The sequence below is a fragment of the Plesiomonas sp. ZOR0011 genome (assembly GCF_000800945.1).
GTDB classification, from domain to species: Bacteria; Pseudomonadota; Gammaproteobacteria; order Enterobacterales; family CAMTGL01; genus Plesiomonas; species Plesiomonas shigelloides.
The window spans coordinates 24,124-39,639 of the sequence record NZ_JRKB01000060.1 but is presented as its reverse complement, the minus strand read 5'-3'; the positions used below and the strand labels follow the sequence as shown (position 1 = coordinate 39,639).

10 protein-coding genes and 1 pseudogene are annotated in these 15,516 nt (G+C 51.8%); 3 read left to right on the top strand and 8 right to left on the bottom strand.

Translation table 11 applies throughout. The annotated features are described in order from the left end of the window. Both L975_RS18165 and L975_RS10000 read right to left on the bottom strand, forming a co-directional pair. Positions 1-85: pseudogene (locus tag L975_RS18165) on the bottom strand (type VI secretion system tube protein Hcp); the annotation flags it as partial. Positions 86-508: 423 nt separating this feature from the next. Continuing rightward, a complete protein-coding gene (locus tag L975_RS10000; protein WP_081995662.1) occupies positions 509-988 on the bottom strand; it encodes a GNAT family N-acetyltransferase in 480 nt (159 codons plus the stop codon). A gap of 434 nt (positions 989-1,422) precedes the next feature. On the opposite strand from L975_RS10000, the gene L975_RS09995 reads away from it, so the two are divergent. After that, complete coding sequence (locus tag L975_RS09995) at positions 1,423-3,399, top strand: methyl-accepting chemotaxis protein (protein ID WP_047708461.1); 1,977 nt, start codon at positions 1,423-1,425, stop codon at positions 3,397-3,399. A gap of 73 nt (positions 3,400-3,472) precedes the next feature. On the opposite strand, the gene putP is transcribed toward L975_RS09995, so the two are convergent. Beyond that, entirely contained in the window at positions 3,473-4,981 is a 1,509-nt protein-coding gene (gene putP / locus L975_RS09990; RefSeq protein WP_047708460.1) for a sodium/proline symporter PutP, read from the bottom strand. A 430-nt stretch (positions 4,982-5,411) separates the two neighbouring features. Between putP and putA the strand changes: the two genes are divergently transcribed. Beyond that, positions 5,412-9,476, top strand: coding sequence for a trifunctional transcriptional regulator/proline dehydrogenase/L-glutamate gamma-semialdehyde dehydrogenase (gene putA / locus L975_RS09985; protein WP_047708458.1), 4,065 nt, complete (start codon positions 5,412-5,414; stop codon positions 9,474-9,476). A 131-nt stretch (positions 9,477-9,607) separates the two neighbouring features. Here putA and L975_RS09980 read toward each other — a convergent pair whose 3' ends face one another. The 5 genes from L975_RS09980 to L975_RS09960 form a co-directional block, all read right to left on the bottom strand. Beyond that, a complete protein-coding gene (locus tag L975_RS09980; protein WP_047708471.1) occupies positions 9,608-10,300 on the bottom strand; it encodes an aspartate/glutamate racemase family protein in 693 nt (230 codons plus the stop codon). A gap of 290 nt (positions 10,301-10,590) precedes the next feature. Further along, complete coding sequence (locus tag L975_RS09975) at positions 10,591-11,724, bottom strand: glycerate kinase (protein ID WP_047708456.1); 1,134 nt, start codon at positions 11,722-11,724, stop codon at positions 10,591-10,593. A 10-nt stretch (positions 11,725-11,734) separates the two neighbouring features. Next, positions 11,735-13,000, bottom strand: a complete 1,266-nt coding sequence (locus L975_RS09970) for a GntP family permease (protein WP_010863183.1) — start codon at positions 12,998-13,000, stop codon at positions 11,735-11,737. Between the two features lie 131 nt (positions 13,001-13,131). Beyond that, positions 13,132-14,283, bottom strand: a complete 1,152-nt coding sequence (locus L975_RS09965; protein ID WP_047708454.1) for a sugar diacid recognition domain-containing protein — start codon at positions 14,281-14,283, stop codon at positions 13,132-13,134. A gap of 59 nt (positions 14,284-14,342) precedes the next feature. Then, complete coding sequence (locus tag L975_RS09960; protein ID WP_052181393.1) at positions 14,343-14,978, bottom strand: pentapeptide repeat-containing protein; 636 nt, start codon at positions 14,976-14,978, stop codon at positions 14,343-14,345. A 268-nt stretch (positions 14,979-15,246) separates the two neighbouring features. Here L975_RS09960 and L975_RS09955 point away from each other — a divergent pair, with 268 nt between their 5' ends. Then, positions 15,247-15,465, top strand: a complete 219-nt coding sequence (locus L975_RS09955) for a DUF2798 domain-containing protein (protein WP_010863186.1) — start codon at positions 15,247-15,249, stop codon at positions 15,463-15,465. The last annotated feature ends 51 nt before the right edge of the window (positions 15,466-15,516 follow it).

Genomic DNA, 15,516 nt, shown 5'->3' with positions numbered 1-15,516 from the left:
TACCCACGGATTCAGAGGTGAACGCGCCTGCAGTGATGTTACCTTGGGTTTTGCCTTCGATAGAGATATAACATGGGGTTGGCATTGCAAATACTCCTGTAAAATAAAATAGGTTAACGCCACTCCCCTATAGCAGCCTCTGTGCCAACTTTTAAAATCCTTTATATTCAATGGGTTAATAAAAACAATTAAATCGTACACACGGCATACGCGCAATAAGTTGCGTAAACCTATCAATTAACCAGCAAAAGTTGCGCATGCAGCATAATCATCCTAGTCACACGCAAATTGTTGCGCAATTTGGTGTTTATCTCTATGTGGTGAAATGAGTTGAATCTGTGCTGGCAGATGCTTGGGTGAAAAACGTCAAGATGGAATCACAACATAACCATATGAATAGATTATATTTTTATAATTTACAAGGCCATTAACACCCACAGCGGACTTCCGCATACAGCCGCTGTGTTCTTAGCACATACAATTCATTATTTCCCAATATCTGATCAGCTCAACGCAGCGCACTGACATCCTCCATCAACCATGCGCTGTTGTGACGGGTAAAGCCAATTTTCGGGTAATAGTCCACCGCTTGCGGGGCGGCGAGTAAAATCACTTTGCAGCCCGGTTGTAAGCAATGGAAAGTCTGGCGAATCAACTCACGTCCAATGCCGCAGGCTTGTACACGTTCAGAAACGGCCAAATCGGCCAGATAGCAGCAATAGAAAAAGTCCGTTACTGAACGGGCAACACCGACTAACCGTTCACCTTGCCACGCACTGACCAGCACATCCGCATGTTCGAGCATCGCTGCGATCCGCTCACGTTCGGCAAGAGGGCGTCGTTCGCCCAGTGACGTTTCTTCCAATAACGTACAGTATTGCTCAGCCGTGAGTGAGCGGTTTTGGTAATAGGAGATCCCTGCCACTATCTCTTCTTCCGCTAGCGGAGCTGTGCTCGAAATCTGAACCTGTGAAACATTACATGACATACTGGCTCCTCATTTATACATTGCATATCGGCTATCGTTCCGTCATATCAGAGCATATTGATAATAATTATATTTTCGCACTCACCTTATTCAACCACATGCATTTATACAATCCATATCTCAATTGCCATGACAAAGTAAACCAATACTAATATCTGAATATGACAAGCATATATACGCATAAAATCCCCCATTCCAATACACTTAAATAACACCGCGTCACATAATTACTGTCTAAGCTGATAACATCCTCAAAAAGATAAAAACCAACCGACAAATGTTCGAAATTTAACTACGTTAGTGTTATAAAAAATCACCATTAAATATAAAAATGCACTCTATGATGTGAGATCACATAAATGGCTGCCACCAATCACACATACCGAGTAATTATCAACAGATGAAAATGTAAATGTTTGGACGTAGGAGCAGAAATGAAAAACTTAGGACTAGCAAGGAAGATGTTATTGGCAATCACGTTGCCATTATTCGCCCTTATATTTTTCTCTGGTCACTATATATATGACAAATATGTAGCTGAACGAAAAATGCAGCAAGCCCTACAGCAGCTCTCCGTATTGCAAAGCAGTGCTCAGGTTGTCCATGAATTACAGAAAGAACGTGGCATGTCCGCTGGTTTTCTTGGCTCTTCCGGTAAGAATTTTTCTGATGCCTTACCGCAGCAACGACAAGCGGTTGATGCCGCACTCAACCGATTCCAATCTCAACGTTCAAATGTCGCACATGCACAAATCTCGCAAAAAATAACGCAATTACCCGCAATTCGAGAACAGGTTAGTCAACTAAAAATAAGTACTACACAACAAGTTTCTTTCTACACAGATTTAATCGCTGCCTTGCTAAAGGTTGTCGATGAGATCAGCCTGCACAGCCAAAATGCAGAAATTGCATTACAAACTAATGCATATGCCGCTTTTCTACAAAACAAAGAACGAATGGGATTAGAGCGTGCAATTCTAAGTAATGTTTTTGCACAAAACCAATTTACGCCAGCGACCTTACAACAATTTATGTCACTGCTCTCAGCGCAACACAGTTACTTAGAACGATTTAGTGCGGTAGCTACTCCAGCACAGCAAGCATTACTTAACCGCATATTGAATCAGCCTGTCATGAAAGAAGTCGAACAATATGAGCAGCTCGCGCTAAAACAGATGTCGACAGGCAACTTCAACGTTAATCCTGAAAAATGGTTTGCACTCAGCACCGAAAAAATTGAATTACTCAAACAAGGCGAAGACCAGCTATTTGAGCAATTATTCCAGCAAGTTGAGCTGATGCAAAACCAAAGTTTACGTAATTTTTGGTTCGGCACATTCACTGTATTGGCCTGTATATTAATCACAATCTTGGTCAGTGTTCGAGTATTACGGGATATCCATCAAGGGTTCTTAGCCCTACACCAGACATTATCTCGCTTGGTTAATGACAATGATTTAACGATCCGAGTCAACTGGCAATCCGGCGATGAACTTGGCTCCATCGCTAAAGATCTCAATCATTTTTTACAACATTTGGAAGGATTACTACTCAAAGTTCGCCAGTCTTGCAGTGTGTTGACACACAGCGCCAGTCATTCCAATGCCGTTATCGCCGACGTTAATGAAGGTTTGGTTCGAGGCGTTGATCAAGTGAGTCAAGTAGCCACTGCAGCGACGGAAATGGCCGCTACGATCGCTGAAATTGCACGAAACGCAACGCAAACCGCACAAGCGACTCAGCAAGCAATTAATCGCGCCCATCAAGGCGATAAAGAAGTTGATCAAACTATTGTGGCTATTGAAAAAGTTGCTGGAACACTTGAGCAAAGCTGTTTGCTTGTCAATAACCTGCATCAAGACACTGAATCTGCTGTAGAAGCGCTGAATTTAATCAAACAGATTTCTGATCGCACCAATTTACTGGCGCTCAATGCCGCGATTGAAGCAGCCCGTGCGGGTGATACTGGACGTGGTTTTGCAGTTGTCGCCGACGAAGTACGCTCTTTAGCTGGCCGTACTCAACAAGCGGCTGACGATATCGAACAAATGCTCTCTCGTTTACAGCAAGGCGCTCGCCAAGCGGTAGTTGCCATGCAATCGGGTAGCCAGCAAGCAACTCTCAGTGTTACAGAAGCACAACGAGCAGGCACTGAATTGACTGATATTGTGAATGACGTTCGGAAAGTCAATGACATGACAGCACAAGTAGCCAGTGCCACAGAGCAACAACGCTGTGTTACCGATGATATTCAAAGCAACATGATAACGATTCGTGAAGTGTACGAGGCACATAGCGAGCATGCGATCACCTTGCAGCAAAATATCGCTGAACTTGAAGCACTTGCACAAGAGTTAACCCACTCACTGGCTAATTTTAAATTGAACAATATCCCCGTATCACTAAATTAAATCCACTAACAAGACAGCAGCCTCTCACATCTGATATTGAGAGGCTGCTGAATGATTAACTCATGCTATCCACTTAATCCACCTGCAATTTAGCCGGTGGGGCAGTATGGAACTCCGCATCCGCTTTGGCAAAACGTTCTTGGATTGCGCGTGATGGCGCTTTGTCCAATACACTCACCACCACAATCCCGATGCTAGCCAAAATAAACCCAGGGATGATTTCATACAGGTTCAGCCACGCAAACTGCTTCCAGATAATCACGGTGAAGGCGCCAATCAGCATTCCGGCCAGCGCACCATTGCGAGTCATCCGTGACCAAAGTACCGAGAACAACACCACCGGCCCAAACGCGGCGCCAAATCCAGCCCAGGCGTAACTCACCAGACCAAGCACGCGGTTTTGCGGGTTATAAGCCAGCGCAATGGCCAGTAACGCCACTGCCAGCACCATCAAGCGTCCTACCCACACCAGCTCTTGTTGACTGGCATTTTTACGCAAGAAGGCTTTGTAGAAATCTTCAGCCAGCGCACTGGAGCACACCAGCAACTGGCAACTTAAGGTCGACATCACAGCAGCTAAAATGGCGGACAGTAGTATTCCGGCAATCCACGGGTTAAACAGTAATTGCGCCAACACCATAAAGACGCGCTCACTGTTTTGATCCACCGCCGCGGCTTGATCGGGATGATTAGCAAAATAAGCAATACCAAAGAAGCCGACCGCCACCGCACCGCCTAAGCACAGGATCATCCACGTCATCGAAATTCGGCGGGCATTAACGATGGTGTAGTGCGAATCGGCCGCCATAAAACGCGCCAGAATATGCGGTTGGCCGAAATAGCCCAAACCCCAGCCCATTAATGAGATGATGGCGACCAGATTCAGCCCCTTGAGCATGTCGAGATTTTCCATGCTCTTTTGCTGGATCACCAGCAGCGAATCCTCCAGCCCACCGACCGCAGCAATCACCATCACCGGCGTCAGGATCAGGGCAAAAATCATCAAGCTAGCCTGCACAGTATCGGTCCACGACACCGCAAGAAAACCACCGACGAAGGTATACAAAATGGTCGCAGCCGCTCCAGCCCACAGCGCGGTTTCATAACTCATGCCAAAGGTGCTTTCGAACAATCGGGCGCCAGCTACGATCCCGGAGGCACAGTAGATGGTGAAAAACAGCAAAATCACTACGGCAGAGATGATGCGCAGTACGCGACTGTTATCTTCAAAGCGGCTAGTGAAGTAATCCGGTAAGGTCAGCGCATTGTTATTGATTTCGGTATGTACCCGTAAGCGACCGGCCACCAATTTCCAATTAATCCACGCGCCAATCACCAGCCCGATAGCAATCCAGCTTTCTGATACGCCAGAGAGAAATACCGCTCCCGGTAACCCCATCAGTAACCAGCCGGACATATCTGAAGCTCCGGCTGACAATGCGGTCACCAAACTGCCGAGACGACGACCGCCCAGAATGTAGTCATCAAAGTTTTTGGTGGAACGCCACGCAATAAAACCGATCAAGATCATGCCGAAAATGTAGACGAGGAACGTCACCAGCATGGGTGTACTTATGGTCATGAAAACGCTCTCCAGAGTGAGCCTCGCAGGCTGTAAATCAGCTTAGCGAAGCGGCGCCATTATTAAATTGTTAGCTGGCGAAAGAACCTGCCTGTGGTGTTTTTTTCACCGCACGCAACTTAACACATTATTCACAACCATTTTCAGCCGGCTGAGTCACTCGCGTATCAATTGGTTGCACTGGATCACGTTTTCATCGGTTGCACCCGTGAAATTTGTTAACTCGATAACGGTTATTTCTTGCATCACTCGACAACACTCCTACTCCTCACAATCAGTTTTAACATTTCATTCATTTTTCAGGCTTGCTGGGCAGGTCACACTTCTTACGGTTGCACAAAGTTGCAACATACTAGATATTGCTGCGTAACCTTTAGCAGGCTTACCACACAGGCCTCGCAACAGAACATGACGACCAAGGAGTGAAATGATGGGGACCACCACGATGGGGGTAAAGCTGGACGAAGCGACCCGCGAGCGCTTAAAAAGTGCCGCCGGCAAATTAAATCGCACCCCGCACTGGCTGATTAAACAAGCCATTTTTACCTATCTGGAGCGGGTGGAAAACCATGCAGAACTCCCTGAACTGGGTGCCGGTGACGCCGCCGATGAGCTGGATAACTCATCGCTGAACGCAGGACAAAACGCCGCAACTACCCTGGAGCCGGTGCAACCGTTTTTAGATTTTGCCGAACAGGTACTCCCGCAATCGGTCAATCGGGCCGCGATCACCGCAGCTTGGCGCCGCAGCGAAACCGATGCCGTGCCGATGCTCTTGGAGCAAGCTCGCCTGCCGCAAGCGCAATCGGCGCAAATCCACCAGCTGGCTTATCAACTGGCAGAAAAGCTGCGCAATCAAAAAACAGCCTCTGGCCGTGCGGGTATGGTGCAAAGCCTGCTGCAAGAGTTCTCGCTCTCATCACAAGAAGGGGTCGCGCTGATGTGTCTGGCGGAAGCGCTGCTGCGTATTCCAGATAAGGCCACGCGCGATGCGCTGATCCGCGACAAAATCAGTAACGGCAACTGGCAATCGCACATTGGTCATAGTCCCTCACTGTTTGTGAATGCCGCGACGTGGGGTTTGCTGCTGACTGGGCGCTTGGTCTCTACGCATAATGAAGCGCACCTCTCTAGCGCGCTCAGCAAAATGATCAGCAAAAGCGGTGAGCCCCTGATCCGTAAAGGTGTGGACATGGCGATGCGCCTGATGGGCGAGCAGTTTGTCACCGGTGAAACTATCGCCGAAGCACTGGCCAATGCGCGCAAATTAGAAGAAAAAGGCTTTCGCTACTCCTACGATATGCTCGGCGAAGCGGCGCTGACCGGCGCGGATGCCGACCGCTATTTGCAGTCGTATCAGCAAGCCATCCACAGCATTGGCAAAGCCTCTAATGGACGCGGTATTTATGAAGGCCCAGGGATTTCAATCAAGTTATCTGCCCTGCACCCGCGCTACAGCCGCGCGCAATATGATCGCGTGATGCAAGAGCTCTACCCGCGCCTGCGCGATCTGACCTTGCTCGCGCGCCGTTATGATATCGGTATTAATATTGATGCCGAAGAAGCCGATCGGCTGGAGATTTCCCTCGATTTGCTGGAGAAACTCTGCTTTGAGCCAGAACTAGCAGGTTGGAATGGCATCGGCTTTGTGATCCAAGCCTATCAAAAGCGTTGTCCACAGGTGATTGATTTCTTAACCGATCTGGCGAGTCGCAGCCGTCGGCGCTTGATGATCCGTCTGGTCAAAGGTGCCTATTGGGACAGCGAAATCAAACGCGCACAAACTGATGGACTGGAAGGCTATCCGGTGTACACGCGCAAGATCTACACCGATATCTCCTATCTGGCCTGTGCCCGCAAACTGCTGGCCGTGCCGAATCTGATTTACCCGCAATTCGCTACCCACAACGCCCATACGCTGGCGGCCATTTATCATCTGGCTGGACACAACTACTATCCCGGTCAGTACGAGTTTCAGTGCTTGCACGGCATGGGCGAGCCGTTGTATGAGCAAGTGGTCGGCCAAGTGGCAGACGGTAAATTAAATCGTCCGTGCCGTATTTACGCGCCGGTGGGCACCCATGAAACCCTGCTCGCGTATCTGGTGCGGCGCTTGCTGGAAAACGGGGCTAACACCTCGTTTGTTAATCGCATTGCCGACACCTCACTGCCGCTCGATGAGTTGGTCGCCGATCCGGTGGCCAGCGCCGAACAGTTAGCGGAAAAAGAAGGGCGACCTGGTCTGCCACATTCGAAAATTCCGTTGCCGCGCGATCTGTATGCAGCTATTAGCCCAACACACATCAACACGCCGCAAGGTCAACGCCTCAATTCAGCCGGGTTAGATTTGGCCAATGAGCAGCGGTTAGCCTCACTGTCCGCCGCTCTGCTTTCGAGCGCAGCGCAGCCGTGGTTAGGCTTACCACTTATCGGCGCCACAGATAAAGACATGGCTAACGAAAATCCACATAACACGCTCGATGATGTGGCGACTTCGGCGTTGCAGCCAGTGCTGAATCCTGCCAATCCAGCAGATATCGTGGGTCATACCCGCGAAGCCAGCCCTGAGGAGGTGTCTCTCGCCCTTGATTGCGCCATGGCGCAAGCGCCAATCTGGTATGCCACCCCGCCACAAGAGCGTGCGGCACTGTTAGAGCGCACTGCACAATTGATGGAAGAGCGGATGCAACCGCTGCTCGGGCTGTTGGTGCGTGAAGCTGGTAAGACTTTCAGCAATGCTATCGCCGAAGTACGCGAAGCGGTGGATTTCCTGCGCTACTACGCGGCGCAAGTGCGCGATGATTTTGATAATGAAACCCATCGCCCACTGGGGCCGGTGGTGTGTATCAGCCCGTGGAACTTCCCATTAGCCATTTTTACCGGCCAAATCGCGGCGGCGCTGGCGGCAGGTAATACCGTGCTGGCCAAGCCAGCCGAACAGACGCCATTGATTGCCGCTGCGGGCGTTCAGTTATTGCTGGATGCAGGTATTCCACGTGGCGTCGTCCAACTGTTACCTGGGCGTGGCGAGAGCGTTGGCGCAGCACTGGTAGCCGATGAGCGTATTCGCGGCGTGATGTTTACCGGCTCAACCGAAGTGGCCAGTCTGCTACAGCGCGCTTTGGCTGGGCGACTTGACCCACAAGGTCGCCCACTGCCGCTGATCGCCGAAACCGGCGGGATGAACGCCATGATTGTCGACTCCTCAGCACTGACCGAGCAGGTGGTGAGCGATGTGATGGCCTCCGCCTTCGACAGCGCCGGTCAACGCTGCTCAGCGCTACGCCTACTCTGCCTGCAAGAAGAGATCGCCGAGTACACCCTGACCATGTTGCGGGGCGCGATGGCTGAATACCGCGTCGGTAATCCGGAGCGGCTGTGTACCGATATCGGGCCCGTGATCGATGCCGAGGCGAAAAATGGCATTGAGCAGCATATCCAGACGCTGCGAGCACAAGGGCATCCGGTATTCCAAGCCGCCCGAGAGGCACAACAAGACCTGCAAGATCGCGCCCAAGGCACCTTTGTTTTGCCGACCTTGATTGAACTGGACAGCGCCAGCGAGCTGCAACGGGAAGTATTTGGTCCGGTGCTGCATGTGGTGCGCTATCGCCGTGAGACGCTAGACCATTTGATCCGCGACATCAATGCCGCCGGTTATGGGTTGACCTTCGGCGTGCATACCCGGATTGATGAGACCATTGCGCGCGTTACCGCCACCGTGCAAGCAGGCAATATGTACGTCAACCGCAATATGGTCGGGGCGGTCGTGGGGGTACAACCGTTTGGCGGTGAAGGATTGTCCGGCACCGGCCCGAAAGCAGGCGGCCCGCTCTATCTGTATCGCCTGCTCGCCAGCCGTCCGGCCAACGCGGTGTTGACGACGTTGAGCCGATTGGACGCGAAACAAAGCGACCCATCACAAGCCCCAGAAGCGCCAACATCGCAACAAGAAGCGCATGCCGCACTCACCGTATGGGCACAAGCACGCCCAGCGCTGCACACACTTTGTGGCCAGTATCGAACCTTGGCGCAAACCGGTAGCCGTCGTGTGCTGACCGGCCCAACCGGTGAACGTAACACCTACAGTTTGCTGGCGCGCGAGCGGGTATTGTGTGTCGCCGACAATGAAGAAGATGCGCTGATCCAGCTGGCGGCCATCACCGCATGTGGCTGCCGCGCCTTGTGGTTAGATAATCCATTGCAACGCGAGCTGCGCGGCAAACTGCCCCCGGCGGTGAGTACCGTCATCGACTTAACCAGTCCTGAGCAGCTCGATAGCCAACGCTTCGATGCGGTGATTTTCCACGGTGACTCCGATCAATTACGCATTTGGTGTAGCCGCATTGCCGAGCGCGCTGGCGCGATCATTTCCGTGCAGGGCTTTGCGCGTGGGGAAACCAACTTGCTGCTGGAAAGATTATGGGTTGAACGTTCACTCAGCATCAACACCGCCGCCGCCGGTGGTAATGCGAGTTTGATGACCATCGGTTAACGCGCGTGTATTGGGTGAATCGGTTAAAAATAGATAACCGATAACTTCATCAGCAACAAACATTGGCCACAAACGCCCCGCTATCTTGCGTGAACGATAGCGGGGCATTTTTTTATATAAGTTATGCAAGTTTACGCCAGCGCCCACTCCACGGCTTTTTCGGCATGCAATTGGGTGGTGTCATACAGCTTCACGTCCGTATCTTGTTGGCGCACCAGTAAGGCAATTTCGGTGCAACCGAGGATCACCGCTTGCGCGCCTTCGGCTTGCAGGCGCTCAATGATCGCCAAATAACGCTGACGCGAGGATGAATTCACAATTCCTTGGCATAACTCATGATAAATGATGTCGTGCACTTGCTGCCGATCGGGCGCATCCGGCACCACCACGTCCAGACCGTATTTATCCGTCAGGCGAGAAATATAGAAATCTTGCTCCATGGTAAAACGCGTGCCCAGCAGCCCAACCTTAGTAATGCCATCGGCCACCAGTTGCTCAGCGGTTGCATCGGCAATGTGTAACAGTGGGATAGACAGCGCAGCTTCGATTTGCGGAGCCACTTTGTGCATGGTGTTGGTACAAATCAGAAGAAAATCAGCCCCACCACGCCCTACCGCTTGCGCGGCATGGGTGAGAATCTGCGCAGTCTGCGGCCAATTGCCCGCATGCTGCAATTTTTCAATCTCCTCAAAATCGACACTGTACAGGCAGATTTTGGCCGAGCTAAGGCCACCGCGCTGCTGGCGTACCCCTTCATTAATCGCTTTATAGTAACTGAGGGTAGACTCCCAACTCATCCCGCCCAATAACCCAATGGTTTTCATCGAATCAGGTTGTGCGTGGGTGGCGAGATCCGCTACCGCGGCTGACTGGTGATACTGCATACATGCCTTCCTTTTCTTGTGATCCGCGAACCGCCCATGTTGGCCACCTGAGCCGCACTACGGCTAACTCTATAATGAGACAGAAACAGTTATATGTACTGTAGGGATACAACATAGCACAAGGCAAGGCGCAGGGTTAAGGATAAAATCAGCAGGATGCACGGAAAAGAAAAACCCTGACCGAATCATCTGCGGATCCGTTCAGGGTTTATTAGCGAGTACGATTCGGTTTAGCGCGTTAGCGCGTACACCGCAGCAACATTACGCGCCGTCAGCTCCACGTTGAATGCCGCATCGCGCAAGGCTTCCGCCAAACTGACCGAACGTGGCACCACACTGAAGACCGCATCGATACCGTGCTGGTGCACAACATCACAATCGTTGGCCAAGCAACCGGCAATCCCGATCACCGGCTTGTTGAACTGCTTAGCCGCGCGCGCCACCCCAATCGGGGTTTTGCCGTGAATGGTCTGGCTGTCGATACGCCCTTCACCGGTGATCACCAAATCAGCATCACGCACCACATCACGCAGATTCACCGCATCCATCACGATATCGATACCCGGTCGCAAAGATGCCTGTAACAGCCCCATCAGCGCTGCGCCCAGACCACCCGCCGCTCCGGCGCCAGCGCGATTTTTCACATCGCAACCCAGTTGCGCCTGCATCAAATCGGCATAGTGCGCTAAGTTAGCGTCGAGTTGCGCCACCATCTCTGGCGTGGCCCCTTTTTGTGGACCGAACACGTGCGACGCACCTTTCGGGCCGCACAGTGGGTTATCTACGTCACACGCCACTTCAATATCGGTGTGCGCTAAACGGGGGTCCAGACCCGACATATCAATCGTCGCCAAACGAGCCAGCGCTCCGCCACCGTATCCGATCTCTTTGCCTTGCTTATCCAACAGGCGAATACCGAGCGCTTGCGCCATGCCAATCCCACCATCGTTGGTGGCACTGCCGCCGATCCCGATGATGATGCGGCGCACCCCGCGCTCTAAGGCAGCCAAAATCAGCTCACCAGTACCGTAGGTGGTGGTTTGCAGTGGATTGCGCTGCTCCGGCGTCACCAGATGCAGGCCGGAGGCAGCTGCCATTTCGATGACGGCAGTTTGCGCGTCCCCCATCAAACCGTAAAACGCATCGACTTGCTCACCCAACGGCCCCGTGACCTGACAGCGAATAATCTCACCGCCAGTAGCATCAATCAGAGATTGCACGGTACCTTCACCACCATCGGCCATCGGCAATTTAACGTAATCGGCGTCTGGCAACACTTTACGAAACCCAGATTCAATGGCTATCGCCACTTCCATTGCCGTCAGGCTTTCTTTGTAGGAGTCTGGAGCAATTACAATTTTCATCATGAGCCTCTTAAACAAACAGACCGAATACGCCAAAAATCAAGGTAGACACTACCGCAATCATCAAACCAACCGCTGATTCGTATGGGATCAGCGCCAGACGCTCTTTCATGTCCATGTGGACAGAGCCGCCGGTTGCGTGGAAGAAACTGCCGTGTGGCATGTGGTCAAACACGGTAGCACCAGCATGGATCATCGCAGCGCCCGCCAATGCCGGTACACCTAAGTCCAAAATGGTTTGGCTAAACACACTAGAGGCAACCGCAGTACCGGCTGTGGTCGACGCTGTAGCCAGTGACATCATGGCGCCAGAGACTGGTGCCAACAGGTAAGATGGCAAACCAGAAGAGGTTAATGCATCAATCAGCACATTCTTCAAACCGGAGTTGGCAATGATCCCCGCCAGCGTACCGGTACCCAGTAACATCACCGCAACCGGCGCCATGCGGGTTAAACCGGATACCGCAAAGTGGTTGGTATCGCGATAACGTTTCATCACCAATGCCCCCAGCAGGCCACCGACCGGCAACGCAATCAGCGGGTCAATGCTGATACCGGCAATCGGACGCAAAGAGAGCAGCACAATCGCCACCAGCGGTGCGACAATCGCCGCGCCAAAGCTCGGTAAGCGACTCATATCGACATTCACCACTTCATGCGCCTGCACTTTGCTGCCTTTGTGGATAAGCTTCTGGGCAATGAAATAGGCCAACAACATACCGCACAGGCCTGGGATAACCCCTGCAGCCATCACGGATGTCAGGGGCACGTTAAACGCATCTGCCGCGGCAATCGAGTTCGGGTTTGGAGACATCACGTTACCGGCCTTACCGCCACCGACCATGGCCAGCAAAATTGCCATCTTGGAAATATCCGCACGACGAGCAATCGCCAGCGCAATCGGCGCTACGGTGATCACCGCCACGTCCACAAACACGCCGACGGCGGTCAGGATCATGGTGGCCAGCGCCAGTGCCAGCAGCGCACGAGTCTCACCGACTTTCTTGACGATGGTTTCCGCAATCGAGGTTGCTGCACCGGATTCAATCAGTACTCCGGCCAGAATACCGGCGGCCAGAATACGCAGCACCGCAGTGACAATGCCCTGCGCGCCACCAATCATCAGCGTCACTGTGTCCGGCAAAGAGACGCCGCCCACCACGCCACCAATCAGTGCACCGATAATCATGCCGTAGGCCGGCGGCACTTTACGTAAAATGAGAGCGATGGCGACCACCAGTGCGGTGATAGCGCCAAGGGTTGATACTTCTGGCATCGTCCTTTCCCGTCAGTGTGTTGAAGTTGCGCCGACTCTACCTGCTGATACAGGATTTAGCTTTAGGCAAGCGGACAAATGAAGGGGGATGAATCAGGGTCAAATTTGTGCAAATGCACAAATTGCGGATTTTATGCAGGAGCGCAAAGCGCCAGATACATTCGTGTTTTATCGCCTATTTCATTGAAATTTAAAGATGTTATCTTTTCAATTTTATCAAGGCGATAACGCAGCGTATTTCGGTGGATATGTAGCTGGTCACAGGTTTGCGCTAAATCACAATTCTGAGCAAAATATACCCGCAGCGTTTTGAGTAATTGCCCACGCGGGTCTTGTTGCGCCAACATCTGTAGCGGGCGCAGCAGTTGTTGATGACGCCAAGCATCCTCACGCAAACCGCTCAACAACACCGGCACAATATGATCCTGATAGAACAATACCTGATTCGGAACCGGGTTCAGTGCGCCAATTTCTAAGGTCGCTTTAGCGGTCTGATAAGATTGCGCCAAACCAGATACACCACGGAAATAATCGCCCAACGCAATGCAGATACTAAAGCTGCCTTCCCGCGCTACCTGCCGGATCAGTTTATCCACCCGTTTTTGCTCAACTTCGCGTGACCAGCCCTCCGGCCCCAATTTAATCGGCTTTAACACTACCACTTCGTTACGGGCGACAGAAACGATCCCCACCAGATTATCGCGCTCAGGATATTCCAGCAGGTGCACCAGTTGTTGTAAGTGCTCAAGCGAGAAATACTCACCGGGCTGTGGCAGCACCTTCACTACCGCAGCAATGCGCGGCTGGGTCAGATCCAGATTCAGACGTTCGGCAATCGTAATCAGCTGCTGCTCATTGAGCTCACTGCCTTGGATCAGTTGCAGCACCAGCTCTTCACGATGGCGCTTATTCCACTGGATCTGCGACATCAGCGCGGCTTGCTCAACGATAAGCTCAGCGGTCATTTTGACCAACTCACCGTAATTGCGCACCAAGGCCGGCTCACCGGAGATCCCCACCACGCCGATCACCTGCTGGTTAAACACGATGGGCAAGTTGATCCCCGGTTTCACCCCTTCGAGGCTACGCGCCATTGCCTCATCAATCTCTACCACCCGATTGTTATTCAGCACCAAAATCGCGCCTTCATGGCGCTGTTGCAGCCGCGATGGGTCGCCCGAGCCGATAATTCTGCCATGCTGATCCATCACGTTGACCGAATAGTGGATAATGTTCATGGTGCGCTCAACAATCTGCCGAGCAATAGCAACGTTTAAGATCATGGAAAACTCCGCATGCCCCACGGGCGTACTGACACTCGCAACTCAGCCAAGAAAGATTCTTAGTCGACTAACTCGATACCCAAACATTCCAACAGCGCCAAGGCTTCATAGCGGGAAAACTTGGCACCGGTGACCTGATTTTCCAAGACATTCAGCGCAAAGTCATGTGAGTCACTCAGATCGGCGTCTTGTAAATTAGTACGCATAAATTGGCTCGCGGTAAAATCGCAGTGAGTCATAACCGATTGGCGAAAATCCCCTTCGCGAAAATCCACATCGTGCAAACGGCATTCATCCATCTGCAATTCATGCAGGGTAAGACCAAAAAACGAGGCGTCACTCAGCAAACAGCGCTGAAATGAGAGTTCAAAATCAAGGTGATAAATCGGCCAGTTGGCTTTGGTCCAATCAATGCCAATCAGTTTGCTGTCAACAAACGTCATTCCAAACAGCCGCGAACCGGTTAACTCCAACAGGCTCAGATTACAGCGCATAAAATGACAATTGATAAACCGGCAATTTTGCCAGCGCGCCGCCGAGAAATCACATTCGCTAAAAGTGCAGGCTTCAAACTCCACGTCACGCAGCGTGGTCTGTGCCCCATTTAACTGGCTAAAGGTCTGTTCAAAATAGTGTTGCTGATTTTGGATCTGCGTATGTAGCGCGCTTTGCTGCGGATTTTGTGAGGCATTCATGGCGGTCTCCTGCCGGCTCGTTGTAGACCGGTTGTTCGTGATGACACGGCGGTTAGCGAGAATGATAACCCGCCGTGCGTCGCTTGACTCACTTGGCGTGAACTTTTAGGATGACGCGTCGAAAAGATTTAAGGCTGGTACGGTTATTCCAGCCCTCGTTGCCCAACGAGATGCAGTTGCCTCCCGGCAAACCCACGGCACTAACCTTTAACGAGGATGGTGCGCGTGTCTGCTTTTTCCGTGCACCATCCAACAATCGGATGAGATCATGCACAAGAAACACACTCTAATTATTGCCCAGCTGTTTATTTCCCTGATGATGGCTTGCCTAATGACCGGCATTTTTAGCCTGCTTGAGCTGGGTTTTTCACTTACGTGGCTGCACGCTTGGGCAAAACATTTTCTGCTAGCTTGGCCGGTGGCCTTTTGCTTGTCACTGGTGGTGGGGAATCTCGGCTTTAAACTGGCGGAGAAAGTGACGGCGTAACTGTTTTGGCACCGCTGATTTTCATGGCAGGTTCTGTGCTAAAAACGAATC

What these genes read in the sequence shown, in the direction of transcription:
- putP (WP_047708460.1), bottom strand. Translation starts at nt 4,981, where the DNA reads ATGACCATAAGTACACCCATGCTGGTGACGTTCCTCGTCTACATTTTC.
- L975_RS09995 (WP_047708461.1), top strand. Translation starts at nt 1,423, where the DNA reads ATGAAAAACTTAGGACTAGCAAGGAAGATGTTATTGGCAATCACGTTG.
- L975_RS09970 (WP_010863183.1), bottom strand. Translation starts at nt 13,000, where the DNA reads ATGCCAGAAGTATCAACCCTTGGCGCTATCACCGCACTGGTGGTCGCC.
- L975_RS09955 (WP_010863186.1), top strand. Translation starts at nt 15,247, where the DNA reads ATGCACAAGAAACACACTCTAATTATTGCCCAGCTGTTTATTTCCCTG.
- L975_RS09965 (WP_047708454.1), bottom strand. Translation starts at nt 14,283, where the DNA reads ATGATCTTAAACGTTGCTATTGCTCGGCAGATTGTTGAGCGCACCATG.
- L975_RS10000 (WP_081995662.1), bottom strand. Translation starts at nt 988, where the DNA reads ATGTCATGTAATGTTTCACAGGTTCAGATTTCGAGCACAGCTCCGCTA.
- L975_RS09975 (WP_047708456.1), bottom strand. Translation starts at nt 11,724, where the DNA reads ATGAAAATTGTAATTGCTCCAGACTCCTACAAAGAAAGCCTGACGGCA.
- L975_RS09960 (WP_052181393.1), bottom strand. Translation starts at nt 14,978, where the DNA reads ATGAATGCCTCACAAAATCCGCAGCAAAGCGCGCTACATACGCAGATC.
- L975_RS09980 (WP_047708471.1), bottom strand. Translation starts at nt 10,300, where the DNA reads ATGAAAACCATTGGGTTATTGGGCGGGATGAGTTGGGAGTCTACCCTC.
- putA (WP_047708458.1), top strand. Translation starts at nt 5,412, where the DNA reads ATGGGGACCACCACGATGGGGGTAAAGCTGGACGAAGCGACCCGCGAG.